Consider the following 26,924-nt stretch of genomic DNA (forward strand, 5'->3'; position numbering starts at 1 on the left):
TGAGACCCGGCCGGACATCGAACGGGCGAAGCCGCCTGCTGCGCAGGCGGGGTGACGGTCCGTTCGCTGCGCTCTCGGACCGGCGGGACTGTGTCCCGCTGTCAGGCCTTTCGCTTCGCTCTGGCCTGAGGGACGGGGTCGCTGCGCTCCCCTGTCAGTGGTCCTTCCGGCTGCGCCTCCAGGACCTGTTGGGCCCGCTGGCGCGGGCCTGGCTGGCTAGGAGGGAGGGGGTGGCTCGATCGGGGCCAGTTTTAGCGCAGTGGCTTTCTCAACGTGATGCAGTATGTAGTGTTGGCGAAACGGCAGGACTCCCGCTCGGTGTCTTGCGGTGCGTGGTGGCGAAGCTGATGGGAGATTTTCATGTGGAGCGCTGAGGATGTTGCACGTGATTCTGTGAGGCGTCAGGCGAAAGCGCTGGACTTACGCGCGGTAGAGGCGCGGCTCGCTGAGGTCGCCATCCGGGCCGAGGAGGCCCGGACAGTTCGGCCGGCAGCGTCCGGGCTCGGTGCGCCTGATCCGGAGCGGCTGGTGGCGGTGTGGGCGGCCAAGCGTGTGGAGTGGCAGCGCGTCAGGGACCTGATGGTGGCCTCTGGTTGGGAGGTCTACGAGCCCGAGCGGGATGTTGAGGGGTCGCGGTGGGTGCTGGAGCGTGAGGAGCTGCGTCGTGCGGCTGTTGAGGCGCGTGCTGGGTTCGAGGTGCGGCGGCGGGAGTCGGTGGTCGAGGTGCGGGTGGAGTTGTGGCTGGGCGCCGGGCCGAGCCGGCGGGTGCGGGCTGTTGCGGAGCGGGTGGGGCTTCGGCCGGGCGAGGTTTTGGCGCAGCTTGCCGAGCGGGTCGTGGTGGAGGAGGACGGTACGGTGTCCGTTCCGCCGTTCATGCCGTCCCGGTGATTTCCGAAAAAGCCGTGGTGGAAATGCTTAGGGGAGAAGCTTGATGATGCACGGTATTCAGCTTCGGGAACACCAGGTGGACGCGACTGCGCGTATCCGCAAGTGGGTGGGATTCCCTGCAAGATCAACTGTGCCGCCTCAGGGGGCGCGCGCCACGGTCGTGTCAGCGACCGGGTCCGGGAAGACGATCACGGCCGCGTGGGCGGCCTTGGAGTGCTTTCGGGGCGGGCGGATCCTCGTCATGGTCCCCACCCTCGATCTTCTCGTGCAGACCGCTCAGGCGTGGCGCAGGGTGGGTCATACGGGGCCGATGGTCGCGGTGTGCTCGCTGGAGAAGGACGACGTCCTGGAGCAGCTCGGGGTGCGTACCACCACCAATCCGATCCAGCTCGCGCTGTGGGCAGGTTCGGGGCCGGTGGTCGTGTTCGCCACGTATGCCTCTCTCGTAGACCGCGAGGACCCGGAGGACTGGTCGGGTCAGCGGAAGGTGCGCGGGCCGCTGGAGGCCGCTCTGGCGGGCGGCGAGCGACTGTATGGCCAGTCCATGGCCCCGTTCGACCTCGCCGTCGTCGACGAAGCCCACTCAACCACGGGGGATCTTGGTCGGCCGTGGTCCGCGATCCATGACAACAGCCGCGTCCCGGTCGACTACCGGCTCTACCTGACCGCGACCCCGCGCATCCTCGCCTCGCCCCGGCCGCAGCGCGGCAAGGACGGTGAGGAACTGGAGATCGCTTCGATGCGAAGCGACCCCGAAGGACCCTACGGCGAATGGATTTTCGAGCTCGGCCTCTCGGAGAGCATCGAGCGCGGAATCTTGGCGGGATTCGAGATCGACGTGCTGGAGATCCGCGACCCCTCCCCCGTCCTCGGTGAATCGGAGGAGGCGCAGCGGGGCCGGCGCCTGGCCCTGCTGCAGACCGCGCTCCTGGAGCACGCCGCCGCGCGGAACCTACGTACGGTCATGACCTTCCACCAGCGGGTCGAGGAGGCCGCCGCGTTCGCGGAGAGGCTGCCTCAGACCGCCGCCGAGCTGTACGTCAACGACGCCACGGATGAGGACCTGGCCGCCGCGGAAGAGCTGCCGACGTCGTCGATCGACGCGGAGTTCTACGAACTGGAGCCCGGCCGCCACGTGCCGCCGGACCGGGTGTGGTCGGCCTGGTTGTGCGGCGACCACCGGGTGTCCGAGCGGCGCGAAGTCCTGGCGCAGTTCGCCAACGGCGTCGACGCCGACGGCAAGCGGGTCCACCGGGCGTTCCTGGCCAGCGTTCGCGTTCTCGGTGAAGGCGTTGACATCGTCGGCACGAGGGGAGTCGAGGCAATCTGCTTCGCCGACACCCGCGGCTCGCAGGTGGAGATCGTGCAGAACATCGGCCGCGCGCTCAGGCCGAACCCGGACGGCACCCAGAAGACGGCCAGGATCATCGTCCCGGTCTTCCTCCAGCCCGACGAAGACCCCGAGGACATGGTGGCCAGCGCCAGTTTCGCACCCCTTGTAGCGGTACTCCAGGGCCTGCGCAGTCATGACGAACACCTGGTCGAACAGCTCGCCTCCCGTGCCCTGTCCCGGGGCCGCAAGCTGCGGCGGGTGCACGTCCAGCGCGACGACGAAGGCCGGATCATCGGGGCTGGCGGCGAGGGCGACGGCGAGGACCAGGAGCACGACGACACGCAGGCCGCGGCCGAGTCCGCCCTGCTCCGCTTCTCCAGTCCGCGCGACGCCGGCACCATCGCCGCGTTCCTGCGCACCCGGGTATACCGGCCCGAGTCGCTGGTGTGGCTGGAGGGCTACCAGGCCCTGCTGCGCTGGCGGGAGGAGAACGGCATCACCGGTCTGCACGCCGTTTCCTATGACACACAGGTCGAGCTCGGCGTCAGCGCTTTCCCCCTGGGGCGCTGGACCCACCAACAGCGGCGCGCCTACCGGGCCGGCGAACTCGACCCACACCGCAAAGAGCTGCTCGACGAAGCCGGGATGGTATGGGAACCCGGCGAAGAAGCCTGGGAGACGAAGCTGGCGGCGCTGCGCTCCTATCGGCGCGCCCACGGGCACCTGGCCCCGAGGCAGGACGCTGTGTGGGGAGAAGCTGAATGTGAGCTGGTCCCGGTCGGGCAGCACATGGCCAACCTGCGCCGCAAGGGCGGCCTTGGGAAGGACCCGGAGCGGGCGGCGCACCGCGCCAAGCAGCTGGCGGCGATCGACCCGGACTGGAACTGCCCCTGGCCGCTGAACTGGCAGCGGCACTACCGCGTCCTCGCCGACTTGGTCGACGCCGACGGCAGCCTTCCCGAGATCCAGCCTGGGGTGCTGATGGACGGCGATGACATCGGGCGGTGGCTCCAGAGGCAGACCCAGCCGGGCACTTGGGCGCAGTTGTCGACCGAGCAGCAGGAGCGGCTATCCGGGCTGGGCATCAAGCCCGCTGAGGCTCCGTCTGGCGCCCCGGCGGCCACGCGTGCGACGAAGGGCCCGAGCAAGGCGCAGCAGGCGTTCCAGCGCGGCCTGGCGGCCCTCGCACAGTGGGTGGAACGGGAAGGCGCCCACCGGCCCGTCCCGCGCGGCGCCATCGTCGAGATCGAGGTCGACGGCGAAGCCGAGCCGGTGACCGTCAAGCTGGGCGTGTGGGTATCGAACACAAAATCGAGGCGAGATCGGCTTGCACAGGAGCAGCTGGCCGCACTGCGGCAGCTGGGCGTGGAGTGGGCGTAGGTCCGTCTTGAGCTGCTGACCGGCCGATTCAATGGCCGGTCGTTACCATGAGCTGTCGAGAGGCGGGAAGAATCCTTGTCGGGTTGACCCGTCGACGCTGAAGGCGTAGACCGCAGCCCGGTCTCTCACACTCTTGGGTGGAGTGCCGTTCTCAATGACAATGACCTGTCCCGCGGAGTTGTCGAGGAGGTCGCTGTAGAAGTTCTTGACGACGTCGTAGGCCAGCAGTTCGTCCTCTTCCTTGTTGTCTTCGGGGCGGCGGTAGGTCAGGACGGGGGAGTCAAGTACGACGAAGCCGGGGTGGATGAATCCGCGGGCTTGGTTGCGGCGTGCTAGCGACACTGCGAAGGCGGCGTGGATGACTGAGCGCATACCGCGGCCTCGGCTCTTTCGAGGTCGCCCGTCTACCGCGAGTTCCGCAGTCGTCGGGTCGTATGTGACGCGGTTGTCACCCGGTACCTGCCAGGCTTCCAGCGTCTGGCTCATCACTTGCTCGAAGTCAGCGATGTCTGCAGCCGGGATACCGTCGGCCTTGGCTACGGGTGGAGCTGGCGGGGCGGCGGACAAGGATGCTTTCAGGTCCTCGAGCTGGTCGATCTGGGCGTGCAGGGCCAGCTCGCGCTCCAAGCGTGAACGCGTCTCCAGCAGCTCGGCGGTGTCGGTGTTCAGTGGTTCCAGGCGCTGGTCGAGGGTCTGCAGCTCTTGGTCATTACCTTCAAGCTGTTCGGTGTGCCGTGCGTGGTCCTCGTGCAGGCTGGCGGCTTGACTTTCGAGGTCCTCGATCATGCTGATGAGATCGTGGTGCAGCTCGGTGGTTTTTCGGGTCTCGGCAGCGACGGCAGCGGCCAGTTGTGTGCTCTCTCCAAGGCGGTGGCCAGGGTGTTGGTGTTGCGGCTCAGCGCCGCAGAAGACACAGGTGCCCGTCTGGAAGTAGCCCAGGATGGTTCCGGCTTCGCCAACCATCTGCAGTCGAGCCAGGTCGGACTCGTACTGCTGCCTGAGTAGATCGAAGCGTGACAGAAGTTGTTGCACTTCGCTGGCGCGCTGTTGGGTGTCGGCGTCGGCTGCTTCCAGTTCCCGTCGACGGCGTACGACGGCGGAGCGCTCTGCAGCTACCTGACCGGCGGCGGCCGTCGCGTTGGCCAGGGTTGCTTGCAGTCGGCCCAGCTGGTCACGTAGCTGCGTCTGGTTGGCCTCTACCGAGAGCCTCTCGCGGGTCTCGTCAAGGAGCTGGTCGATGAGGTCGATCTTGCCTTTGCCCACCTGCTTCTGCAAGTTGCTGGGCGCAGTGGGGCGAACCGGCTCTTCCTGACCGCTCAGCAGCAGTTTGAAGACCGACTTCTCTTTGGTCTCGTTCTGCGGCATCCAGGAGCCAAGAACAGGTGAGCGTTTGTCGGCCATGCGTGTGTCATTGACGATGGCCAGACGAGCGAGGTCGCGGAAGTTGAGCGGCACCACGTCGCCGCGCGAATTCTGGAGGATGCGGCGCCCGTCAATGCCCATCACGTTGAGCAGGTACCGGGAGATGTTGCTCTTGGATTTGGGGTGGTGCCTGTACTTGAGTGTCGCCTCAGCCGGCTGGGTCGGAACGTCCCGGAGGTCGCCGGAGAACACCTCGATGGTGTCGCTGCCCAGGGCGCGGCAGAGGGTGAGGGTCCTTCCGTCGTCCACGCGCAGGCCCAGGAGGATGCTGCTGTAACCCTCGTCTTCCGGGATGGACTTGAGTTCGCTGGCGCCCAGCATGTAGTCCACGGACTCTTCGATATACGACTTGCCCGTATCCGAGGCGCCGTAGATCACGGTCAGTCCGGGGCTGAACTCCACCGCGGCAGGAGGCTTTCCCACGCTGAGGAAGGTCAGATGCACCAAGGTCAGCCGGTTCACAGGACGTCACCTTCTCCCTGGGGCGGAGTCCCGGCCCTGAGGCTGCGGGACCAGCGCTGCGTGATCTCTTTCATGCCGTCGCGGACGTCCGTTCCTTCGTGCATATACGTGCTGGTCAGCCAGTCAGCGCGTTCCTTGAGCTGGCCGACATAGGGAGACTGCAGGGCGTTGAGGAAGCTCGTGGCCTCCTCCGTGACCCCGTACAGGAATCCGTCGGCTGTGGCAGTCATGTCGGCGAGGCCGGCGCGCAGCAGGACGGTGAGACCTTGCTCGATGAGGCGGCGGCGCATGCCGAGTTCTCCCGGGCCTGCGGGGAGATCGGGGTGGAGGCTGGCTGGCCCGTCCTCGAGGTCGCCGCTGTGGAGCATGGCGTGGTCGAGGTAGACCAGCTGGGCGACGTCCAGACGGCGAGGGAAGGTCTCCGTCAGGAGCACCAGGGCGCGGATGCCGACTTCGAGGGGGCTGTTGAGGGGGTTCACGAGAGTTCCTCTTTGCACCAGGTCAGACGGTCATCATTTGCCAAGTGGTGGCACAGCCCCATCAGGTCCTTCTTCTTAACGACCGGGGCGAGGATGTTGTGGGGGTTCGGCGTGTGTGCCATTGCTGCGTCAATGACAGCGTCCAGTCGGTCGTGCCCGAGGTCGTAGTCCCGGTCCTCGACTTCGATCACGACGTCGTAGAGGTCGGTTTCGATGGCCTCATAGGTGGCGTCCGGGACACTGTCGCGGGCGAAGAGCCGCAAGGCTTCGGCGTGGAAGAAGGCCTCGCGCTGTCGGGTGAAGTGGCGTTTGACCTTGTTGGTCTCCCGGGCCTGCTGGCCCGTTTCCAGGCTGAGGCCGTGTTTCTCGTTGTAGGCGTCCAGGAGCTTGCGGACGTAGACAGCCTCGTTGTCCTTCTGCTCCGCCGGTGCCGGATCTGCGTCCGGACGCGGCCTGAGTGGCTGCGGGAACCGCCGGACGTGATGGGGGGTCGTGGCGTGCAGCCTGACGATCTCGTCCAGGTCCTGTGCGGAGAACATGGAGAAGTCCGTCTGTCGTGCCAGCTTCCCCACCGCATCCCGCACCGCAGGGGTGAGCTTCTTGCCGAGCTTGGAGTCTGCGTCATCCCACGCGCTGAAGAACTCCTCCTTCAACTGCGGAGGGTTGAGCAGCAGGCGATCGAGGGTCGTGCCGATCCTGGGCGCCACGAAGACGTATCGCGTCGGCAGCTCGTAGGTACCCAGGATCTTCGCCGTGAAAATCTTGACCATCTCCGGGAACGCGTCTGCCTGGCCGAGCGGCTTCACGTAGTGCTTGCACTGATAGCAGTGCCACTCACCGGCTGTGCCTTGGAGGGTGAGACAGGCGGCCACGTCTGCTCCGCGGTCGCCGGCTCCGCCCATGCGCTGCACCCGCAGGTAAGGCCGGCCGTTCCACAAGCCGAGCGCCTGGACCCACTCGACCGTGAAGACTTCCCACTCGTCCTCGTCGTAGATGTACTGCAGGTACTGCTGGGGCGTGGGCAGAGGGGCGGTCTGGGTCGACGGAGCCAGCACCACAACCGCTGGCGATTTCACCTCGGGGAAGCCCTCAAAAACTGGCCGTGCACCGTCCGCACCTGGCTCAAGCGCCCCCGTCACTCTGCACCCCCGGCCCCAAACCTACACGAAAGATCACGCACCGTAGTCATATCACCCCAGCCTGCTCACCGTGAAGGCCGAGGCTCAATAAGATCCCACCTCACAACCGCAAGCGCATCCACCGGGCGCAGTCGCCCGAGCGCCCCGGTGCGAGGTGGGCACTGCCGGAGCCGATGCTGAGCACCCCCGGCGCTAGGGGGCGTGGAGTGGGCGTGACGCTTCCGCCGACGGGTCGTTGAACCGGTCGGACATCCCAGCACAGAGAGACTCCGGGCCGCAGATGCCCGGGGTCTCGTACGTGTGGGCTGCAACGCGGTGGTGCAACACAGGCCCACGCGGGCTACCAGCGGCGCAGGTCCCTGGTGAGTTCGCCGTACCACTTGGGTGCGGCGCGGCACGTACTCGTCGGGTGCCGGTCCGAGCGCGACGGCCTGGTCCGTGATCCCGTAAGTGACCCGGTAGGCCAGGACCTGGGTGGCGAGGTCCATCCACTCCCGCGTCTTGTGCGCCGGCGGCACGGGACCGAGCACGGTCACGAACCACATGGGCAGCAGGGCGCGGTCACGGATCGCGTCGGCCAGACGGCCGCGCAACAGCCAGTTCAGCTTCCTCTCCGCCTTGTCGCCCTGAGCGATCAGCGACGCCTTCGCCTGCCTCAGAGAGTCGTCCTGAGCCAGGGCGGCCTGGGCGGCTCGGGCGGGGCCGGCCAGTTGCCGGGCCCGCTGATCGTGGCTTGCGGCGAGGGTGTGGGACATGCCGAAGTCCATGACGGCCTGCTTGAACTCGCGGGATGTGCGCGGCTGACTGGCCAGGATGCCGGCGGCCTCCACCACCTTGTCGCGGTGCTCGTCGCGTTCGGTGATCGCGCCTTCGTACTCGCGGACCTTGAGGCGGTGTGCCTCGCGCTGGTGTCTGGGGAGCAGGCCGGAGCGTACGTGCCAGCCGTGGTTGGCGGTCCTGGCCAGCTTCTTCCACTCCGGGTCGATGGTGTCGAGGTCGGCGAGTGGGGCGCCGCCCGCGGCGAGTAAGTGGGCTTCGAGGGCCTGGACGCGGCCGGTCAGCCGCTTGAGGGACTGATCGGTGTCCTGGATGTGGCCGCGTACGTCGTCGTCCAGCTCGGTGAGGTCGTTGCGGACGGTGCTGGCAGCAGGCGGCGGCGCAGGGCGGTGGTGTCGCGGGGGCGGGGTGCGGCGAGCGCTTGGTAGGTGGCGTTCCAGGCGGCTTGCGTCTGCACCAGGTCGTCGGGGAAGTTGGTCACGTCCATACCGGAATTAGATCGCTTGTTCGAATTGCGTGTCACTTCGGACACGCCCTCCCTGGCGCCCGCGGTCGGGGGCTCGCCGGGCATGGTCGGGCCCGTGGTCGGGCCTGTGGTCGGGCCTGTGGTCGGCCCCCACCACGGCGGTCCGGCCCGGTCTGGAGCGGCACCCGGGCGGGTGATTTTCCTTCGCGTACGCGGGCGCAGTCCTAGCGGTGTGTGCCCAACTTGCCTATTTCCAGAGGGTATTGACAGCTTTTCGCATGTTCTGTCATGTTCTGTCCGCCGCTTCCGGCGAACGAGCGAGAGGTGATCTCATGCGACGAACCGAGTACGACGCGAGCCAGGCCGCCAAGCGCCTGAAGGTGCCCGCCGCGGCCTTCCGGTGGGCCCGGCACACCGGCCTCATCCCCGACCCGGACGCGTCGTCCTACCAGTGGTCACGTGCGGCTGTGGAGGCGCTGGACGCCGACGCCATCCGGGCCGCCATGTCCTCCCCGCCGATCGGCGGTGGCGCGGCGGCGGACCGGATCGCCGACGCGCTCGGCACCCCGAACGTGATCGGCGAGAAGGCGAACGTGACGGCCTTCGTGGTGCGCCGGTTCGTCGACCGCGGCCTGCTGGTCGACCTGAGCGCGAACCCCGAGGGGACGCTGCACCACCCCGACCAGGTCGCGGAGGTCTGCCGCCGCGAGGACCTGGCGGACCTGGTCGCCGCCGACACCCCGCTCGGACCCGAGCAGGCCGCCGCCCGGCTCCGGGTACGCCGTGCCGACTTCGACCACATGGTGCGGCTCGGCTGGGTCCGCTCCCCGCAGTCGATCGAGGTCCGCTTCGGCACCAGCCGGGCTGGTGCCGTCGACGTCGCGCTCTACACCACGGCGTCCGTCGACGCGATCGTTCCCGAGCACCCCGAAGTCGACTGGGAGCAGCTGCGCGCGGTGGAGAAAGGCCGGCGCTCCCCGCTCGCTTCCCTGCGCCCGGCACCCGCGCCCACACCCGTCTGAGATTGCGGGCGCCCGTACAGCGTTACGTCGGTGCTCCCCCGCCCGCCGCGTCCCAGCCGTCCAGGAAGGCGGCCAGGGCGCGGCGTTGCTCTTCCTCGCGGGCGATCTGCCGGGCGAGGACGTCGCGGTCGATGTACGGGTCGACGGCGGCGAGGACCAGGCGCCGGAGTTCGGCCGGCTCCAGGGCCTCCACCTCCCACTGCACGGGACGGCGGGGGTCGAAGCCGTAGCGGCGGGCGAAGGCCGGCCACCTCGGATCGCCGTGCTTGCCCTCGGTCGCGGGCAGCTCGTAGGCGCGTACCTGCTCGTAGGTCAGCAGCACCCGCTCGGTGTGGCTCCAACAGCCCGTGCGCGCGACCCAGTCCCGCTCGATGTCCTCGCCCGAGCAGTCGAAATCGCCGACCACGAGTAGAACCCCGTCGCGCGGATCGGCGGTGACCCGGTCGTGGACGACGTCGGCGTACGACTGCGAGCCGAAGCCGCGGACCACCAGGACCGGGATACCCGCGTCGGCGAGCCAGCCGGTCAGCTGCTGGCGCAGGGTGTCCTTCTCCGCCGCGACGTACAGGGTGTGCTCCTGGCCCTCGGTGCGGTCGAGGCGGAACCAGTCGGGCATCTCCGCGAGGAACGCGGCCGCGCCCGGCCAGGCCGGCGGGACGTGGACCTCGCGGACGGTGTCGATCAGGTCGGGGAACCGGCCCTCCCGGCGGGCCTTGGCCAGCTGTGCGGACAGTCGGCGGTACATCGGCGCCGTGTGCGGCAGCGTCCCGTCGGAGGCCAGGCGGTACATGACCTGGCGCAGCGTGACCTTCATCGGCGCGTACCCGTTCACGATCTCCCGCGCCCGGTCCACCACGGACGGCCACTGCACCCGCTCACGCGCCATACCGGTACAGACGCCGTCCGTCGCCTGGACCTCCCCGATCTGGGTTCTCCACAGGCCGGAACGCGACCGGCGGTTCCTTCGTACGCTGCTGCCCGAGTCGATCACACGGGGGTGTGCGGGATGCGGTACGGCGTGGTGGTGGAGGAGCTCGCGGTCGAGGTCATGGCGCAGCTGCCGGACGACCGGGCCCGGCGGGAGGTGATGGCGCTCGTGGAGGTCGCGCGGATGGATCCCCGGGCCTGGCCCGATGTCCGTGACCCGGGCTCGGTGGAGGAGATCCGGAAGGCGTTCGGGCGGCGGTGCTGGATCCAGTACATGCCGCACGCCGGGGCGATCGAGGTCCGTGACATCGGGTGGGCGGGCTGATCACTTCCCGTGCCGGTCGCCCTTCGTGGGATGCCGGGCGGACCGTGCCTCATCGACGCTCTGCTGCAGCGCGGTCATGAGGTCGACAACGGGTTCCGGCCGGGGCGGTTCGGCCGGAGTGTCTCCCGCCACGACGGCGTCGACCAGCTGCTCCAGGGCGTGGGCGTACCCGTCGTGGTCCACGCTGTCGTCGACGCCGGTCATTTCCTGCACCAGCACTTCCGCCAGCCGTCGCTCACGGTCGCTGAGCGGCACGGCGGGGACCAGGTGGGCGAGGTCTGCGGGGTCGCGGATCTCGTCGCGCCAGCGCAAGGTCTGCAGGAGCAGCATTCCGGCGTACGGCCGGAGCACCGCCTTGCGTTCGCGGCTGCGGATCGCGACCTTGGCCATGGCCACGAGCCCGGTCCGGGAGAGGACCTCCACCAGGAGGGCGTATGGCCGGTCCGTGTTCCCTTCGGCGGGAGCGACGTAGTACGGCCGGTCGTAGCTGATCGGGATGATGCCCTTCGGCTCGATGAATCCCACCACCGTGATCGTGCGCTTGGTCGGCAGCGGCAGGCGGGCCAGGTCGTCCTCGGTGAGCGGCAGCATGCGGCCGTCCGGGAGGGCGACGCCCCGTCCGACCTCCGAGTAGCTGATCTCCCTGCCCTCCGCCGCGCAGAAGCGGCGGTGCTGGACACGGCTGCCGTCGGCGGTGTGGATCTCGTGGAGCCGCACGGTGTGTTCTTCGGTAGCCGCGTAGAGCTGGACCGGAATCGAGACCATCCCGAAGGCGATGGTGCCCGACCAGGTAGCGGTGGCCCTCATGGTTCCAGCGTCGGCGGCCGTGGCTCCCCTCGCATCCGGGAGGGGAAGCCACGGCCGCGTGCGGGCAGGGGGCTCGGTCAGCGGTGGCGGAGTTCCTCAGCCCAGTGCCGGAGCTGGTCTTCGAGGACCAGGTTGTCGCCGCGGGCCACGGTCTGGAGCAGCTGAGCGCACACGGTCGCTTCGGCGGCGAGGCCGGCCGGGCTGCCCAGCACAGGGAAGACGGCGCGGACACGGGCGGCGGTGTCCGGCTGGAACAGCGAGTAGGCGTAGAGCGTGGCGCCGTCGAACCCCTCTGGAGCTCGCCCCCAGCCCTCCCAGTCCAACACCTTCAGCGGTGCCGTGACGTTCGCCCAGTGCAGGTCGGCGTGGGCGGAGGTCCAGCAGGTCACGGCCGGGGCCGGGATGCCGAGGAACTCGGGGATGGCCCGGTCCATGTACTGCTGGCGCACGGCGACGCGCTCGGTGGCGACCACCGACACCTTCTCCAGCGTCCCGGCGAGCTCCTGCCACCAGGAGTCCGGCAGCTCGAGGTCGTGCCGGAGGATCGGGTCGTCGGACAGGACGGGCTGGTCGACGCGGGCCGACAGTTCCGCCCGGTAGGCGGTGCCTTCGTCGACGGCGTCGTGCACGGCCAGGAGCTCGGGGCGGTGCCCGTCGAGGTCGCCGAAGGCATGCTGTGCGTCCAGGGCGCCGTCCCACAGCTTCCCTGACGCCTTGGCCTCCGGGGCGGACACCAGCCGCAGCCACGCTGGGGCGCCGGCGGCGGTGCGGACCGGGGCACCCAGAGTGCGCCCGGCCCACCCCCAGAACTCCCCGCCCGGCTCGGCCTGGACGTCCAGGGCCTTCGCGGCGCGGGCGTGGTGGGTGCGCATGCGCTGTTCGGTGTCCGGGTCAGGGGGAGGCGAGTACATGAGTGATCTCCCGCAACTGGGCGGCGGTCAGGGAGGTTGGGTCGAGATAGGTGAAGCGCGTCATGCCCGGCGTAACGCGGCGAACTGCCGTACGGGCACGGCATCCTGTTCCAGCTGTGATCAGTCGCCGCCCCGGGGCGAAAGCCCCCAGCCCTCGGGAGTCGGATGCTGGGAACGGACGACGGTGGTCGTGGCCGCCAGGACGTTGCCGTCTTGGCCGTACTGAATGGCCTCGTAGACCACGACTGGAAGCATGGCGTACCTGGGCAAGCCGAGGGCTTCAAGTTCATCCGCAGACGCGCCACGTGCTGTGACCTGTCGTTCGACGCGCGTACATCCGGGAATCACTGGCGCCGGGGAGTCCTCTCCTCCGTGACTGATGCGGGGCTCCTGTGCGGTCACCGGGGTCTCCTGAGTTGAGGGCATGGCGGGCGCTCCGAGCGTACGCGGGGACACCAACACCTCGACCCCGGTCTGGACAGCAGGCACGCCCGCACGCCGGAGCGATCGAGGTCCGTGACATCGGATGGGCGGGCTGATCTCCGGCCTGGCGCGGACTCGTACGGGGCGCGGTGGTCGAGCGCAGGCCAGTAGTGTCTGTGACCTCCAGTGGTGACGGACAGGGAGCGTGCGAATGCAGCCTGATGAACCATCCCGGCGGGGCGCCGATCCATGGCTTGGCCACTATGCGCAGCGGGCTGCGGGGATGGTCGCGTCCGAGGTGCGGGCGCTGTTCGCGGTGGCGTCGCGCCCTGAGATCGTGTCACTGGCAGGCGGAATGCCCAACGTGAGCGCCTTGCCCATGGATGCCGTCGCCGCGCTGATGGCCGACCTGGTGACGGAGCGAGGATCGATCGCGCTGCAGTACGGATCCGCTCAGGGAGATCCGAGCCTGCGGGAGACGATCTGCACGGTGATGGCCGAAGAAGGCATCGACGCCCACCCGGATGACGTGGTGGTCACCGTCGGATCGCAGCAGGCACTGGACCTGGTCGCGCGCGTGTTCCTCAACCCGGGCGACACGGTGGTCACCGAGGGCCCGACCTACGTCACCGCACTGGGGACATTCGCCGCGTATCAAGCCCGCGCCGTCCACGTGGACATGGATGAGCGGGGTGTGCTGCCCGAGGCGCTGGCGGAGACGTTCGCCCGGCTGGAGCGCGCCGGGCGGCCGGCGAAGCTGTTCTACACGGTGCCCACCTTCCAGAACCCGGCCGGTGTCACGCTGGCTGCCGAGCGGCGGTTACGCGTCCTGGAGGTGTGTCGCCGGGCCGGGGTGCTGGTGCTGGAGGACAACCCCTACGGCCTGCTGCACCTGGAGGGCGAGCCGATGCGGGCCCTGCGCGCCGACGCCCCGGGGGACGTCGTCTACCTGGGCTCGTTCTCCAAAACCTTGGCCCCGGGGCTGCGGGTGGGCTGGGCTCTGGCGCCTTCCGGGGTGCGGGACAAACTGGTGCTGGCTGCCGAGAGCGCAATGCTGTCCCACTCCGCTTTCGCCCAGCTCGCCGTGGACCGGTACCTGCGCACCCAGCCGTGGCAGGAGCAGCTGAAGGCCTTCCGGGAGATGTACCGGGAACGGCGCGATGCGATGCTCGACTCTCTTGAACAGCACATGCCAGCGGGGGTGTCGTGGACGCGGCCGGGCGGCGGCTTCTTCGTGTGGGTGACGCTGCCCGAGGGGCTGGACTCCAAGGCCATGCTGCCCCGGGCGGTCCAGGCGAGGGTTGCCTACGTGCCCGGCACCGGCTTCTACGCCGACGGCGCCGGCCGCCGGGCCATGCGCCTGTCGTACTGCTATCCGCCACCGGAGCGCATCCGGGAGGGCGTGCGGACCCTGGCTGAGGTGATCGGCACCGAACTGGAGCTGTGGGAGACCTTCGGCACCACCGCGCACCCGCACAGCCCTGGCCCGCAGACCCCGGGCCCGGACCACTCCTGACGCCCCGACAGCCAGAGGAACGGATGAGCATGAGCGACCTGAACGTCATCGTCATCGCCGGGGGCCTGTCACCGGAGCGCGAGGTGTCACTGCGCTCCGGGGCAAGGGTGGCCGACGCGCTGCGCCGGGCCGGGGTCGAGGTGGAACTCCGCGACGTCGGCAAGGACCTGCTGCCCGCGCTGGCACAGGACCCATCTGGCGTGGTCTTCCCCGTGCTGCACGGCATCGCCGGGGAGGACGGGACCATAAAGGAGGTCCTGGAGCTGGCCGGGGTGCCCTATGTCGGCGCCCGCCCGCATGCGTGCCGTACGGCGTTCGACAAGACCACCGCCAAGGCGATCTTGGAACAGGCCGGGCTGAAGACACCTGAGTCGGTGACGCTGCCGAAGCAGGCGTTCCACGACATGGGCGCGGCCGCGCTGACGGCCCGGGTCGTGGAACGGCTGGGTCATGAGCTGTTCGTCAAGCCGCGGGCGTGCGGCAGCGCGTTCGGCGTGAGCCGGGTGGAGTCGGCGGAGGACCTGCCTCAGGCCCTGATGGCCTGCTTCGCGTACCACGATGAGGCGCTGATCGAGCGTCGTGTGACGGGCACGGAGATCGCCGTGGCAGTGGCCGATCTCGGCGACGGTCCGCGTGCACTGCCCGTGGTGGAGATCGTCGCGGACGGCATGTACGACTACACCGCCCGCTACACCCCCGGCGCGGTCGAGTTCCACTGTCCTGCCCGCCTGCCCGCCGAAGTGGGGCAGGAGGCCGCCCGCGTGGCCGTCGCCGCGCACCAGGCGCTGGGGCTGCTGGACCTGTCGCGCACCGACGCGATCGTCACCGAGACCGGGGAGGTCTTCGTCCTGGAGACGAACGTCGCCCCCGGGATGACCGAGACCAGCACCTACCCCATGGCGCTCGCGGAGGCCGGCCTGGACTTCGGGGGCTTCTGCCGCGATCTCGCGGCGCAGGCAGCACACCGAAACGGCCTGTTTGCCTGAGGACGCCTCGTGCGCGAAGCGGTGCACCGAGCGCAAGCCGACGGCGTACGAGCACGCGTGGGAGATCCGGGACGCCACTCACCCGCCACCACCGCGACCCGGCGGCGGCCGGGCAGTGGCTGGGCCGGGTGAGTTGGGAGGACGCGATGGTGCCGTACGCCGTCTGGCGCGGACGGTGACTCTTACCGGTATGGCCGGCCCCAAGGGTCGGGGTACTGGATTCCCTGATGCGTTCGACCGCACGCAGGGTTAGGGCATTTCAGTGTTTCGGATGCAGGATCCGGAGATGGCCACGCATAGCCGCAGTAGGCGCAGGAGAGCGTATATGCCGGATGTGGCGCTGGCACGGTTTGCCTGCGGGGTCTCTCCGTGGACTCATCCGGGTCACGCAGGCGACACACCCACGCCCAAAATTCCCATATCAGCAGCACCCCGACAATGACGCCTAATACGATCCAGGCGACGGTCCCCCCTGCCATGGCTCAGTCCCTTCTCTGTCGCCTTCTCGTATCGAAGGTCTAACCAGCCCGGATGCCAGGAGGCGGAGTCCTTTGGGTGTGTGTCCACGCCCATGCTGTCTACCCGATTGCCATCGTTGTGCACCAGAATCAGCGCCGTTGCCCAGTGTTGAAACTTTCACAGAACGGGCACATTAACGGCTGTCACGGGAGCTACGGCACGATCATCTATCCGGGTGTAACGCTGCTTTCGAAGACGTAAGCGCTGCCCTGGCCCGCGTCGAAAAGTTCTGACATGGCACTGACACTGACGGCACACGAAGGCCGCCGCACCCCGGGCGCAGCGGGGTGCGGCGGCCTTCGTGTGTGCTACTGGCTCTGTCCGGCGGGCCGGTACAGGGAGATGTGCCGGCCGCTGGTGGCCGCGTCGTAGGGGGTGCGGTCCCAGTCCTCCCACCGCTCCCGCAGCAGCAGCCCCGCCTCACCGGCGAGCGCGTCGATCTGCTCGGGGCGCCAGTAGCGCATCTGGCCGGGCAGCACCCGCACCGGCTCTCCGTCGCGCAGGACGATCTCGGAGTAGTGGAACTCCTGCTCATCGTCGTGGTTTTCAGCGGCGAAGACCACCACGGTGTCCACGGTCCGCCGCTTGAGCGCAACCACGCTGCGCCCCTCGGGGAACACCCCCGGATGCGGTCCGTCGGGCAGGCGCTGGCCGGGCCGCGGGACGAACGTCTCGATCAGGAGCGTGCCGGTGTCGGTGAGCATGCGCGCCGCGTTGCGCAGGAACGCCCGCTGGGTGCTCTCGGAGGCCAGCAGGAAGAACGTGTTGAACAGGGCGCACACGAGATCCACGCGCTGGCCTGCCACGTAGTGGGCGGCGTCCGCCGTGATCGGGGTGATGGGCAGGGTGCCGGTCTTCTTCGCCAGCTGGCGGGTCATCTCCTCGGAGGCGTCGACCGCGAGGACCGGAACGTGCTCGGCCAGCGGCAGGGTGACCCGCCCGGTGCCGGAGCCGATCTCCACGACTGGCGTGGCGCCCGCCAGCTTGGCCAGTAATCGGATCTGCGCGGCTGGCGGCACGAAGTCGCTGTAGAGAGCGTCGTACTCGTCGGCGGTGCGGTCGCCGTAGGTGTCGCTGCCGTACGTCATGGCGATTCCCTTCGTCGGGCTGTTGGGAGATGGCGGTCTTCGAGGCCCGTCAGATAGCGCCCCGGCGGCTGCTGGGGAAACGCCGCCGCGCGCCGGTCACGGTGCACTCTTCTGTGGCGTCTCGCTTGGTGCTTGGCGACGGCGGCGCCGCTGGATGGCGTCGATCGCATGCGCGCTGCCCTCGCCGTCTTCGATCCGGGCCCTGTAGTCCGCCCAGTCGCGTGCGGTCCAGTCGTCCAGTCCGGCCGGGAAGTCGTCGGTGCCGGCGCGGGTCACTGGTTCGCCTCCACGGCCGGGACTGCGTACATGGACGCGCAGGGGGCGCAGGCGTACAGGGCGGCGTCGCGCAGTATCGGGACCGGGAACCTGGGGTCGGGAGTTCCGCTGCACCAGCAGCACGAGCGGCCTGAGATCTGCTGCTTGCTCAGCCGCTCGCGGTGAATGGCCGGGGCGTCCACGTAGGCGCCTGCGACTGGCTTGGGCGGCGTGCTGCGCGTCGTCATGTTGGGGTGCCTCGCGCTCGCGGTCAGGAAGCTGCTTGTGGCGGCCATCTCCCACGGGGGAACGAGAGACGGCCGCCGGCGCCTGCGGCGTTTCGCCGGGGCGCATGTCCAGTCCAACGCCCAAGCGAGGTCAACAGGTAGGAAAAGTGAGCCCGTTGCTACTCGCGGTGACCGGAAATTTCTGAGGGGTGGGATCCCCCCAACCCCTCCACGCTGCATGATCATGCGGCTACGGTGAGTGTGTGGAAGGAAATTTCCGGTTGCAGGCCCACATGACCGAACACGCTTTCAAGCAGGGCGCGTTGGCCGACAGGGTGAACGATGAGCTGAAGGCGGCCGGTCACAAAGGGACCGTCGGTGACCGCACGGTCCGCAACTGGGTAACCGGAAAAACCCACTGGCCGCACCAGCGCCAGCGAGACGCCCTGACGGCAGTATTCGGATGCACACCCCTCTGCCTTGGCTTCTATCCCCCCGGCATGCCCGCACCGCCCTACGAGGACCCCTCAGCCATGCTCCGCCGCCGCTTTTGCACCGCTGCCACGTCCGCCGTCGCAGTGACCGCCCTGCCAGCCGCCGGAAGGCGTCCCACCACGGTGGGCACCTCCGATGTGCTCCGCCTGCGGGACGGCCTGGACCGGCTCACCGTGCTCGATCAGAAGCGCGGCGGACACGCCGCCCTCGAACGCGCCGCGCTCGCCGGCGCAGCCGAGGCTGTCGGCCTCCAGGACCACTCCGCCTCGCAGACGATCCGGCAACGGCTGTTCGGTGTCGCCGCCGACTACACCACGGCCGCCGCCTGGTCGTGCATCGACGCCCGCCAGCTCGATCGCGCCCGCAGCCACGTGAACGAGGCGCTGAGGCTGGCCGGGCTGTCGCAGGACCCCGTGTCCTTGATGCGGGTGTGGAACTCCACCTCGATCCTTGCGTACCAACTCGGTCAGTACGGCGAAGGTGTCGCAGCGGCACAGGCAGCTCAGTCCTGCGCGATCACGCGCCGCGATCCGCTGTTCGGATCCCTCGCTCACGCCCGGGCCGCAATCGGGCACGCCTACCGGGGCGACCGGCAGGCCGCCATCCGTTCGATCGGATACGCCGAAGAGGCCCTGGTGCGAGCCGAGGCACGCCCCCGTCCGTCCTGGATCGCCTTCTACGGGCCCGCGGAACTGCACGCCCTGACCGGGATCGTCCGCAGCCGTCTCGGCCAGCCCGCGGAGGCGGAAGCAGCCTCGCACCGCGCCCTGTCCGCGCTCCCGGCTGCCTACCGGCGCAACCGCGCCATGACCACCGTGGACCTCGCCATCGCCCAGCTCCACCAGGGCGACGCCGAACAAGCCTGCGCGACGACCGGGGACGCTTTCACTCTGATGTCAGGAAGCCCGTTGCCCGGCCGACTGCGCGTCCTGCTGGGCGACTTCTACCGTGATCTCCTCACGCTCGCGCCCTCCACCACCGTGGCGCGCGAGTGGGCCGACCGTTACCGATCCGAATGGAGCTCCGCGTGACCACGGCACCCGCCATCGACCTGCGCCGCTATGGACACAACGACCTGCCCGACATCCGGCAGACCCTGCTTGACGTCCATGCCGATGCCTACTTCGAGCGGCGGCACGAAGAGTTCGTACAGCGCTTCCCCTGGTTCGTGGACCACTGGGGCGGGCGTGAAGGATTCGCGTGCGTGGTCGCCTACGCGGGCGGTGAACCCATCGGATTCACCTACGGGGCGCCAGGCGAGCCGGGCCGCGAATGGTGGCGTGAGTACCTGGCCGAAGAGCCGGCCGACCCGTCGACGTTCTCCGTCTCGGAACTGATGCTCAGGCCGACATGGCGCAAGCAGGGTCTCGGGGAGCGGCTGCACACCGCGCTGCTCGCCGACCGGCCAGAAGCCCTGGCCGTGCTCACGGTGGACATCAAGCGGCCCCGGCTCCAGGCGATGTACGAGAGCTGGGGATACAGGAAGATCGGCGAGCGCCAGCCATTCCCCGACTCCCCGCTGTATGCCGTGATGCTGCTCGACCGGAAGCACACGGCCTGACTGGCACCACCAGCTTGCGGCCCGCTTTCACCTGAAGCGGGCCGTCGTCGTCCTGGGTGCGTGGGATCAGGCCGGGTCGGCGGGTGGGGCCGTGACGCCAGAGCTGGCGGCAGACCTCACATGCCGGCTACCACGGGCGGTGGAGCTGGGCGCGTTCGGCGGCGAGCTGGTTGATGAGATCGGCGTCGTTGGCGGGCAGGGGGCGGCTGAGACGGTGCGAGACGTCGCGGTGGAGGCGTACCGCGGCGCTGTCCCCGTCAGCGGCGAGGAGAGTCGACCACAGAGGGGTGTCGGGGGCGGTGTCGCTCTCCACGAGCGCCAGCAGCTCCACCTTGTCCTCGTAGTCGAGGCCGCCCAGCTGGCGCAGGCCGGTCTTCTGCTGGATTTCTGACCAGGTGGTGGTGCGCTGCTCGCGGGCTGCCTTCTTCAACGCACCGCGGACGGCCGGAGCAAGTTTCTGCGCCTTCTCCACCCGGACCTGGAAGGCGGAGCGTTCTTGGGCCTCTGCCCTCTCGCGCTCCTCGGCTTCACGCCTGGCGACCCTCTCGGCCCATTCGCGCTCCGCAGTTGCGCGCCTCTCCGCCCTCTCACGTTCCTCGGCTTCACGCCTGGCGGCCCTCTCCCGCTCCCGGGCCGCTCGCTCCTGCTCCTGAACACGCCGGGCCCGGGCCTCGACAGCAGCGACGATCTCCCTTTCCTGTGCCGAGGCGTCAGGGTCCTTCACCAGTTCAGCGGCCTGCCTGTACAGCTCGGGAGTCGGCCGTTCCTGCAGCCGTTCCACGACAGCCCGCCGAAGTCGTGCGCGCTCCTCCAGCCAGCGCTCACCGCGGCCCAGGGCGATGCGCAGCCTTGCCACTTCGTGCGGTGCCTGGTCGACCTCCAGGAGCCGCCGGACGGCCTCCACTGCGGGCAGGACTCCCCTTGGATGGTCACGCAGGGCGATGTCGAGACGAAGCAGCGCCCGCCGGATGGGATCGGCCTGCCGCGCGACGGGCGCGGTGCGCGCGGCGGAGGGGGTGACGGTCACGATCGCCCGCTCCACCGGAGCGGTCTCCTGCTGCGCCGCCGGGGCCGGCGCGCGGATGGCGACGGGCTTGGTTGTGTGGAGCAGGTTCTCGGGGGTCAGGACGACGTCGTCCAGGTTGCCCCAGGTGGTGCCTTCGCCGGGGAGCTCGGTGCCGAATTGCATGGTGCGGCCGCCCCCGGGGCGGTCGTCGAAGCGGATCCGGTGGACGTAGCCGCGCTGGGCAAGCACGCCCGGGGTCATGCGTACGCCGGGCCCCAGGATGGTCTCCCATGCGTCGTTGTCCCAGGCGACGGGCCGGTTGCGGTCGAGGTGGACCAGGAGTGACCGCCCGTCCTCCAAGCGGATCGTCACAGCGGACCCGCGAGGCTCGGGGTAGGTGAACTCGGCAGCGATTCCGAGCTCTCGCAGCCAGGACGCCAAGTGGGCCTTGGCGAAGAGATGGTCGGCGCTGTCCTTGCCGCGTTCCTTGCGCCCGCACTGATGGCCGTCCCCGCCGCTTCCGTAGTGGGCGAAGTGGCAGATCTTGTCGGTGCACCGCCTGGTCATGAGCTGACGTCCACATCCGCCCTCGAACATGGTGCCGCACCAGATGGTGACGTCCTGGTAGTCACGCCGGAAAGCGTCCAGTTCCTCAGGAGTTTCAGGACACAGAGCTGGCTCGTCAGAGTCCGGGCTGCCGAAGACCGCGGTACGGATGAGGCGCCTGTCCATCCTGCTCCTGTTGCTCCAGGTGAGTGACTTCTCATCATTGTGCTCCTGGGCACTGACAACAGGGCCGCAACACAAGGCAACGCTCCGCCTTCGCAGACCATGGGGGGCCAACGGGTTGTAGGCCGTACGGGTGGGCGAGTGTCACGACTCCGGTGTCCGGGTGGGCAGCGCCTCTACGGTGCGGCCATGGAAGAGACCCAGATGCCTGAGCCCTTGCGGCAGGCGGTTCATCAGCTCGTCTCCGAAGTGGTCATGAACTGCCAGGAGGTGCTGCGCTACACCGAGCCGGACATCGCACGCGACTGGAAGCGGATGACCATGATCCGTGCCACGGACGCCTCCGACACGATGGACATGGCGTCCATGCTGATCGCCGCGTACTGCCAGCGCACCGGCATGGCCCTGGACACCCTCGCGTCGTATCTCCAGACCCGGCAGCAGCGCAGCCGGGCGGCCGGCCCGAGGGATGCGGACCGTCACGAAGTCGCCGGGATGCTCGGCACGCCGCGTCCCGCCGATGACGACCAGGACGCGAAGATGTGGTTCTCGGTGGGCCAGGGTTACGCGGAAGACGGGCTGATGTCCGAGCCCGATGAGCAGCGGCTGTTCACCGAGGCGTGCCTGCACGGCTGAGGGCCCGGCTCTGCGACGACGTCGACGCGCTGGACAGCTACCTGCCGCCTCACGTCGCGAAGCTGGCTCGGAAGATCGCCGAGGTGCTGGAGGTGCCGCAGCCGGCTACCGCGTGACGGAGGGGGTCGCAGCGTCGTTGGACGGTGCGCCCCCCGAGCCGGGCCCCGGAGACGTCATGGCTAATCCCCCGGGGCCCGTGGCGTGTTGGGATCAGATCTGCCCGGCCGCCGTGGTGGTGAGCCAGTCGGCGGCTTCGGCGTCGGTCATCAGCACCGCCTGGGCCGGGTGGGCGGTGCCGTCCTGGACGACGTGGACGCGGCCCGGGAGCGGGCTGCTCTTCGGGGCGGGGTCGACTATCGGGGCGAGCCGCTGCCAGGTGCCGGCGCTGACCCGGGCGAGGATGACGGTGGCGAACTGCTCGCGGGCGCCGGGGATGAGGCGACCGCCGACGTTGGTGGGGCCGTCGTAGATGACGTGGATGCGGGCCGCGCGCCCCTCGTACAGGACGGCCTCGAGGGCAGCGATGGCCGGGGAGCGCTTCGGGTCGTCCTCCTGCCGGAAGGTCTCCCAGTAGCGGGCGAGGTGCCGCAAGGTGTCGTCGGCCCTGTCGATGACGACCATCAGGCGCGGCACGTCGTCGAGGTCGCCGTCGAGGCCGGTGCGGCGCTCCAGCTCGGCGCCGAGGCCGACCAGGGCGTCGTGGATGCCGGCGACGTTGCCGCGGTGCGTGACCGTCGGCAGGTCCTTGGCCCACAGGTGGGCGATGCGGGTGTGGTCGAGGACCAGGGCGTGGGCGCCCTGGTGGAGGAACTGGGCGGTGAGAGTGCGCAGGATGGTCGTGCTGCCGCCGCCGGTGCCGCTGCAGACCAGGATGTGCGGGGCGGCGTCGATGTCGACGGCGATGGCCCGGCCGTCGGTGCTGATGCCGATGAGTGCGGCGGAGTCGGGCAGCGCCTCCAGCTGTTCGCGCAGGCCGGGGTCGGTGAGGCGCAGCAGCTTCGGGAGCGCGGTCGTGTTCGTCATCTGGTGGTGTTCCTTTTCTGTGCTGTGCCTGGTGAACCGGGTGTTCTCCAGAACTGGGGGGGATCGTGTCGGCTGGACCGGACAGGTCCCGGTTCGCGGCCGCCGGGCGAGCCCCGGGCGGTCAGTCGAGTTCGGTGGTGCCGGACGCGGCGCGGGGCCGGTTACGGGCCCACTTCTTGAGGTCGCCGACGCGGTAGAGGAGTTCGACGCCGCGCTTGTCGACCGGCTTGGGGAAGGTGCGGTCGTTGGCGCGGGCGTAGCGCAGCGCGGAGAGGGTGTACGGCAGGTGATGTTCGGCGGCGTCGCGGAGTCCCACCGCCTGGTCGTCGTCGGCCGGGGCGGGATTCGCCGGCGACGTCGCCGCTGGGGTGGCGTCGCCCGGGTCGGCGGCCGACGGCTTGAGGCCCCAGGCGTCGGCGACGAAGTCGCGGTCGGCGGCCGGATCAGGGACCGGGTCGGGTGCGGCCGCGGTCTCGGTCGCCGTGGTGCTCCAGGCGTCGGCGAAGGAGTCCGCGGGCGCGGCGGCGGGCTGCGCGTCGGAGGTGGGCGGCTTGTGCAGCTGTACCGGGCCGGGCTGCGTGGGGAGGACTGCGGGCTTCGGGCTGTCGGCGGCCTTCTTGCCGGTGGTGGCCCACTCGCGGGCTTCGGTCTCGGTGAAGAACAGCACCTGGGTCTCGCGGGCGGAGCCGCCGATGACGACCTGGGCGCGGCCGTGGTGCTTGGTGGACTTCGGCGCCGGGTGGACCTCGGGGGCGAGCATGCGCCAGGCGTTGACGCTGTAGCGGGCCAGGATGCGGGTGGCGAACTGCTCGCGGACCTCCGGGCCTCCCAGGGCGCGGGCGGTGGCGGACTGGGCGACCAGGAGCACGTGCATGCGCAGCTGGCGGCCCATGTAGAGGATCTCGTTGAGCGCGTCGACGGCCGGGGAGACCTTCGGGTCACCGGACTCGCGGATCTTCTCCCAGTAGCGTGCCAGCTGCTTCATGGTGGCGTTGATCTCTTCGAGGAGGATCAGCACCCTGGGGCCGATGGCTTTCGGGTCGGCGTCGATGCCGAGTTCGTCGGCGATCCGGGTGCGCAGCCGGCCTAGCTGCCCGAGCTCGATGAGCTGGTCGTGGATGTCGGCGATGTCGCGGCAGTAGGTGACGCCGTCGATGCCGTGCGCCCACGGGTGGGAGATCCGCTTGGTGTCCAGGACGAACACGAGCGAGCCGTGGTGGAGCATCTGGCAGGCGATGCAGCGCAGAGTGGCCGACTTGCCACCGCCGGTGGAGGCGTTGACCAGGATGTGCGGGGAGTCGGCGTCCAGGTCGACGGACACGATCCGCCCGCCGGAGCCGAGCCCGATGATGGGCGCGGACTCCGGGGCCTTGGCCACCAGCTCGCGGACCTTGGGGTCCTTGAAGAGGGCCTTCGCCGGGGGCTTGCGGGTCTTCTTCACCCGCACGTACGGCTTGCTGCCCTCAGGGTGCCAGTCGAACGTCACGCCCTCCAGGGCGAGCTTCTGCGTGATGCGGTCCGCGATGACGTCGCGGGAGAAGTCCAGGTGCCCCGGCAGGTCGATCCGTATCTCCGCGTCGTCGTCGGAGAAGTTCTTCGGGATGTGGAGGTAGCGGCGCGGGTCGGTCTGCTCGGCCATCCCGAGCGGCCGGTGGAGGGCTTCGTGCAGCGGGACGACCCACTCGCGCATCAGCTCCCGGCGCTCGCGGGTCAGCGCCATGTACGCCGCGGTGCCCACGGTCAGCACGGAGGCCGCGCCGATCCCGCCGCTCTCCAGCGTCGCCAGGACCTGCTCCCGGCTGTCCCACAGCTCCTGGGTGTTGTGCACGGTGGCGTCCAGGTCCTGGGTGGCCAGGTAGCCGATCTCCCAGACGCCGGCCCCCAGCGCGACACGGAAGGACAGGCGCCGCCACCCGGGCTTGTACGAGCGGCGCCGGACCTTGCCCTCCACCTTCGGCAGGACGCGGGTGCCCGCACGCCAGAACGTGGCGTCGGTCCGCTTCACGCCGTCCAGGTCCCGGCCCGCCAGGATGCGGCCGATGCCGCGCACGAGGGAGTCGGCGGACTCCTCCACCTGCTTGTCGAACTTTGTCTGTGCCATCGGCCGTGCCCTTTCGATCTGCGTCCCGGCACCCCACACCCGGAAGCGGACACGAACCGTAAAACGGTTTACCTGTGGATAAAGTCCAGCAATCCGGACCCTCAAACCCGTTCGAAACTTTAGTTGTCACAACTCATTTTCGTGACCTACTGTTGTCACATGGTTGATATGTGGGAGCTCGACAGCGAGGCCATCGAGGAGCGGGTCGCCTTCCGGGCGGAGGTGCGTGACCAGGTGTGGCGCGAGACGAAGAGGCGCATGCGCTCCTTGGGCTTCAGTGAGCAGGAGGGCCCCGCCACCCCGAGCGCGCTCGCCCCCACCTCCGCCGCCGCCAAGGCGGTGCACCTGATGTACCTGGAGGTCGCCACGGAAGTGGGGAACGCTGCGCGGGAGCTGGCCGCCGACGCCGCCACTCGCGCAGGCCGGGCTGCCGCCACCTACGCGGACCTGGGCGAGGCCGCCGGGATCACCCGTCAGGCCGCCCGCAAGCGGTGGCCGGACGCTGTCGGCACCCAGTGGACCCTGTACACCCTCACCGGCAAGAGCCGTCCGCACGGCATGGCCACCCAGGTGTTCCGCAGCAGCGGCAAGGCGATCGAGACCGGACGCACCGCCGTGGACGAAGGGGCGCTTGCCGACGACGGGGCCGTGGGCGCCGTCGTCGTCAACTCCGCTCGCGAGGCCGTATGGGCCTGCTACTTCAACGACGGCACGTGGGCCCCGGAAGAGATCGCCATGCCCGAGGACCTGCAGACCGTGCCCGCCCCGGGCAGCCCCGAGCACGGGGAATGGCTGCACAAGTGGGACCAATTCATCACCAACAACCTCTGACCGCCCGCCGGTCACACTCCGGGCCCGGTCCTCCGTTGGAGGGTCCGGGCCCGGCTGCGTGTCTACCGTGGGGCCGTGCCTACGCCCTCCGACGACACTGCCGAACCCGCGCCCGTGCCGGTCCGGGTCGTGCTGCCCGCCGATCCCCTGCTCGGGACTCAACAGCAGGAAGTCGTGGCGCGACTGTGGAAGCGGCGGCAAACAGAGACAGGTTGGACCTACCTCGTGGGGCTGCCGTCGTACCAAGACCTCGAGGACGGCCGTGTGGAGGCCGCGGAGTACCGGGTGTGGGTGAGCGCTCCCGACCATGTGCGGCCCGTCGACGGCGTCGACTACGACCAGGTCGTCACCGAGCGGCTGGAGCCGTCACCCAAGTCGGCGGTCCGCGAAGTGCTCGGGGAGCGCCGGCCTTCGGGGTGGGTCCTTGCGAAGCTGCGCGACAGCCGCGGCCCGGCCCAGTCCGTCCTGCACGCACCGGACTGCGAAGAAGCACCGGCGGGCGCGCCGCTGCTCGATGTGGACCGCGCCCTGGACGCTGCAGAGCACCCGGGCACCCGACTGTGCACGCTGTGCGGAGCCGCCCAGGAGCTGACACCTCTCCTGCGAGGCTTCGACCACATCACTGACAGCTGAGCACTGGCCGTCCTACTGATCGTGGCCACTCTGCTGATGTGCGGCTCCGATGAGATGTCGTTCGGAGAGGAATCTGCTCCACTCCTCTACAGCTTGTTCCGCGATCTCCAAGACATCGTGCTCCTTGCCACTGGACGCAATGTAGAAGCGGTGCGCCGATGTCTCCGTGCCGACCAAGACGCGGACGTCGTTCCGTGTGATCGCGGTGGACTTGTCACCGGTCCACGGACGCCGCTCCAGCGCGAGATGCTTCGAGCCGTTGGCGAGATCTCCACAGAGCCGGAGGGCCAGGCTGCCCTTGATCAGTTCTTCCACTGCAGCCTCAGGTACATCGATGTTCGGATCGTTCCTGAGCCAGTCCCTGAGGTGATGCACGACCTCAAAGAGCGACAGGGCCTTGTCGAGTGCAATATCGGTGCCGCCCGGCGCGCCCGTGTAGACGGCCTGCACGTCCTTCAAGCGGCGGTTTACACGCTCCCACTGGAATTCCCAGCCGTGGCCAAGCATGGAACCAGTCTCCCAAGAGACCCCCTGCCAGGCACCTGATCGTCGGCGGC

27 protein-coding genes are annotated in these 26,924 nt (G+C 69.3%); 12 read left to right on the forward strand and 15 right to left on the reverse strand.

The annotated features are described in order from the left end of the window. Positions 1-360 precede the first annotated feature (360 nt). Entirely contained in the window at positions 361-888 is a 528-nt protein-coding gene (locus ABTZ58_RS33405) for a hypothetical protein (protein ID WP_351365061.1), read from the forward strand. 46 nt (positions 889-934) lie between these two features. Next, positions 935-3,601, forward strand: coding sequence for a DEAD/DEAH box helicase (locus tag ABTZ58_RS33410; protein WP_351365231.1), 2,667 nt, complete (start codon positions 935-937; stop codon positions 3,599-3,601). Between the two features lie 42 nt (positions 3,602-3,643). On the opposite strand, the gene ABTZ58_RS33415 is transcribed toward ABTZ58_RS33410, so the two are convergent. The 4 genes from ABTZ58_RS33415 to ABTZ58_RS33430 all read right to left on the reverse strand — a co-directional run bounded on the left by ABTZ58_RS33415 (position 3,644) and on the right by ABTZ58_RS33430 (position 8,367). Next, positions 3,644-5,485 (reverse strand): hypothetical protein, encoded by a 1,842-nt coding sequence (locus ABTZ58_RS33415; protein WP_351365064.1) that lies wholly within the window; start codon positions 5,483-5,485, stop codon positions 3,644-3,646. Beyond that, the gene (locus ABTZ58_RS33420) at positions 5,482-5,964 is read right to left on the reverse strand and encodes an ABC-three component system middle component 2 (RefSeq protein WP_351365067.1); all 483 of its coding nucleotides are present in this window, start codon (positions 5,962-5,964) and stop codon (positions 5,482-5,484) included. Before ABTZ58_RS33420 ends, ABTZ58_RS33415 begins: the two co-directional genes overlap by 4 nt. Further along, a complete protein-coding gene (locus ABTZ58_RS33425; protein ID WP_351365070.1) occupies positions 5,961-7,103 on the reverse strand; it encodes an ABC-three component system protein in 1,143 nt (380 codons plus the stop codon). Before ABTZ58_RS33425 ends, ABTZ58_RS33420 begins: the two co-directional genes overlap by 4 nt. 1,057 nt (positions 7,104-8,160) lie before the next feature. Then, the gene (locus ABTZ58_RS33430) at positions 8,161-8,367 is read right to left on the reverse strand and encodes a hypothetical protein (protein ID WP_351365073.1); all 207 of its coding nucleotides are present in this window, start codon (positions 8,365-8,367) and stop codon (positions 8,161-8,163) included. Positions 8,368-8,678: 311 nt separating this feature from the next. On the opposite strand from ABTZ58_RS33430, the gene ABTZ58_RS33435 reads away from it, so the two are divergent. Next, positions 8,679-9,368 (forward strand): hypothetical protein, encoded by a 690-nt coding sequence (locus ABTZ58_RS33435; protein ID WP_351365076.1) that lies wholly within the window; start codon positions 8,679-8,681, stop codon positions 9,366-9,368. Between the two features lie 22 nt (positions 9,369-9,390). Here ABTZ58_RS33435 and ABTZ58_RS33440 read toward each other — a convergent pair whose 3' ends face one another. Then, a complete protein-coding gene (locus ABTZ58_RS33440; RefSeq protein WP_351365079.1) occupies positions 9,391-10,254 on the reverse strand; it encodes a hypothetical protein in 864 nt (287 codons plus the stop codon). A gap of 120 nt (positions 10,255-10,374) precedes the next feature. Here ABTZ58_RS33440 and ABTZ58_RS33445 point away from each other — a divergent pair, with 120 nt between their 5' ends. Beyond that, positions 10,375-10,620 (forward strand): hypothetical protein, encoded by a 246-nt coding sequence (locus ABTZ58_RS33445; protein WP_351365082.1) that lies wholly within the window; start codon positions 10,375-10,377, stop codon positions 10,618-10,620. On the opposite strand, the gene ku is transcribed toward ABTZ58_RS33445, so the two are convergent. The 3 genes from ku to ABTZ58_RS33460 form a co-directional block, all read right to left on the reverse strand. After that, positions 10,621-11,427, reverse strand: a complete 807-nt coding sequence (gene ku, locus ABTZ58_RS33450) for a non-homologous end joining protein Ku (RefSeq protein ID WP_351365085.1) — start codon at positions 11,425-11,427, stop codon at positions 10,621-10,623. A gap of 77 nt (positions 11,428-11,504) precedes the next feature. Further along, the gene (locus ABTZ58_RS33455; protein WP_351365088.1) at positions 11,505-12,338 is read right to left on the reverse strand and encodes a hypothetical protein; all 834 of its coding nucleotides are present in this window, start codon (positions 12,336-12,338) and stop codon (positions 11,505-11,507) included. A 120-nt stretch (positions 12,339-12,458) separates the two neighbouring features. After that, on the reverse strand, positions 12,459-12,593 hold the full coding sequence (locus tag ABTZ58_RS33460; RefSeq protein WP_351365091.1) for a hypothetical protein: 135 nt from the start codon (positions 12,591-12,593) through the stop codon (positions 12,459-12,461). Between the two features lie 523 nt (positions 12,594-13,116). On the opposite strand from ABTZ58_RS33460, the gene ABTZ58_RS33465 reads away from it, so the two are divergent. Then, entirely contained in the window at positions 13,117-14,277 is a 1,161-nt protein-coding gene (locus ABTZ58_RS33465; RefSeq protein WP_502996174.1) for an aminotransferase-like domain-containing protein, read from the forward strand. Positions 14,278-14,306: 29 nt separating this feature from the next. Further along, positions 14,307-15,263, forward strand: coding sequence for a D-alanine--D-alanine ligase family protein (locus tag ABTZ58_RS33470; RefSeq protein ID WP_351365097.1), 957 nt, complete (start codon positions 14,307-14,309; stop codon positions 15,261-15,263). 827 nt (positions 15,264-16,090) lie between these two features. Here the strand turns inward: ABTZ58_RS33470 and ABTZ58_RS33475 are convergent. The 3 genes from ABTZ58_RS33475 to ABTZ58_RS33485 form a co-directional block, all read right to left on the reverse strand. Next, positions 16,091-16,870, reverse strand: coding sequence for a class I SAM-dependent methyltransferase (locus ABTZ58_RS33475; protein WP_351365100.1), 780 nt, complete (start codon positions 16,868-16,870; stop codon positions 16,091-16,093). Positions 16,871-16,966: 96 nt separating this feature from the next. After that, complete coding sequence (locus ABTZ58_RS33480) at positions 16,967-17,146, reverse strand: hypothetical protein (RefSeq protein ID WP_351365103.1); 180 nt, start codon at positions 17,144-17,146, stop codon at positions 16,967-16,969. After that, the gene (locus ABTZ58_RS33485) at positions 17,143-17,373 is read right to left on the reverse strand and encodes a hypothetical protein (RefSeq protein WP_351365106.1); all 231 of its coding nucleotides are present in this window, start codon (positions 17,371-17,373) and stop codon (positions 17,143-17,145) included. Before ABTZ58_RS33485 ends, ABTZ58_RS33480 begins: the two co-directional genes overlap by 4 nt. A 242-nt stretch (positions 17,374-17,615) precedes the next feature. Between ABTZ58_RS33485 and ABTZ58_RS33490 the strand changes: the two genes are divergently transcribed. Together ABTZ58_RS33490 and ABTZ58_RS33495 are read left to right on the forward strand one after the other, a co-directional pair. After that, positions 17,616-18,878, forward strand: coding sequence for an NsdA family TPR-like regulatory protein (locus ABTZ58_RS33490; protein ID WP_351365109.1), 1,263 nt, complete (start codon positions 17,616-17,618; stop codon positions 18,876-18,878). Then, complete coding sequence (locus ABTZ58_RS33495; RefSeq protein WP_351365112.1) at positions 18,863-19,408, forward strand: GNAT family N-acetyltransferase; 546 nt, start codon at positions 18,863-18,865, stop codon at positions 19,406-19,408. Before ABTZ58_RS33490 ends, ABTZ58_RS33495 begins: the two co-directional genes overlap by 16 nt. Before the next feature lie 127 nt (positions 19,409-19,535). Here ABTZ58_RS33495 and ABTZ58_RS33500 read toward each other — a convergent pair whose 3' ends face one another. Further along, the gene (locus tag ABTZ58_RS33500; RefSeq protein ID WP_351365115.1) at positions 19,536-21,146 is read right to left on the reverse strand and encodes a competence protein CoiA family protein; all 1,611 of its coding nucleotides are present in this window, start codon (positions 21,144-21,146) and stop codon (positions 19,536-19,538) included. Between the two features lie 186 nt (positions 21,147-21,332). On the opposite strand from ABTZ58_RS33500, the gene ABTZ58_RS33505 reads away from it, so the two are divergent. Continuing rightward, positions 21,333-21,779 carry a hypothetical protein gene (locus ABTZ58_RS33505; RefSeq protein WP_351365118.1) on the forward strand — a complete coding sequence of 149 codons (447 nt, stop codon included), beginning with the start codon at positions 21,333-21,335 and terminating at the stop codon, positions 21,777-21,779. Then, positions 21,764-21,895 (forward strand): hypothetical protein, encoded by a 132-nt coding sequence (locus ABTZ58_RS33510; RefSeq protein ID WP_351365121.1) that lies wholly within the window; start codon positions 21,764-21,766, stop codon positions 21,893-21,895. Before ABTZ58_RS33505 ends, ABTZ58_RS33510 begins: the two co-directional genes overlap by 16 nt. Positions 21,896-21,989: 94 nt before the next feature. Here ABTZ58_RS33510 and ABTZ58_RS33515 read toward each other — a convergent pair whose 3' ends face one another. Then, positions 21,990-22,802, reverse strand: coding sequence for a hypothetical protein (locus ABTZ58_RS33515; protein ID WP_351365123.1), 813 nt, complete (start codon positions 22,800-22,802; stop codon positions 21,990-21,992). Between the two features lie 121 nt (positions 22,803-22,923). Then, positions 22,924-24,903 (reverse strand): ATP-binding protein, encoded by a 1,980-nt coding sequence (locus tag ABTZ58_RS33520; RefSeq protein WP_351365126.1) that lies wholly within the window; start codon positions 24,901-24,903, stop codon positions 22,924-22,926. A 159-nt stretch (positions 24,904-25,062) separates the two neighbouring features. Here ABTZ58_RS33520 and ABTZ58_RS33525 point away from each other — a divergent pair, with 159 nt between their 5' ends. Continuing rightward, positions 25,063-25,734, forward strand: coding sequence for a hypothetical protein (locus tag ABTZ58_RS33525; protein WP_351365129.1), 672 nt, complete (start codon positions 25,063-25,065; stop codon positions 25,732-25,734). Between the two features lie 75 nt (positions 25,735-25,809). Beyond that, a complete protein-coding gene (locus ABTZ58_RS33530) occupies positions 25,810-26,367 on the forward strand; it encodes a DUF6233 domain-containing protein (protein ID WP_502996172.1) in 558 nt (185 codons plus the stop codon). Positions 26,368-26,379: 12 nt separating this feature from the next. On the opposite strand, the gene ABTZ58_RS33535 is transcribed toward ABTZ58_RS33530, so the two are convergent. Beyond that, positions 26,380-26,874: a hypothetical protein gene (locus ABTZ58_RS33535; RefSeq protein ID WP_351365132.1), complete on the reverse strand. Its 495-nt coding sequence runs from the start codon at positions 26,872-26,874 to the stop codon at positions 26,380-26,382. Positions 26,875-26,924: the final 50 nt, after the last annotated feature.

The organism is Streptomyces sp. NPDC094143 (assembly GCF_040303825.1).
In the GTDB taxonomy this organism is placed as follows: Bacteria; Actinomycetota; Actinomycetes; order Streptomycetales; family Streptomycetaceae; genus Streptomyces.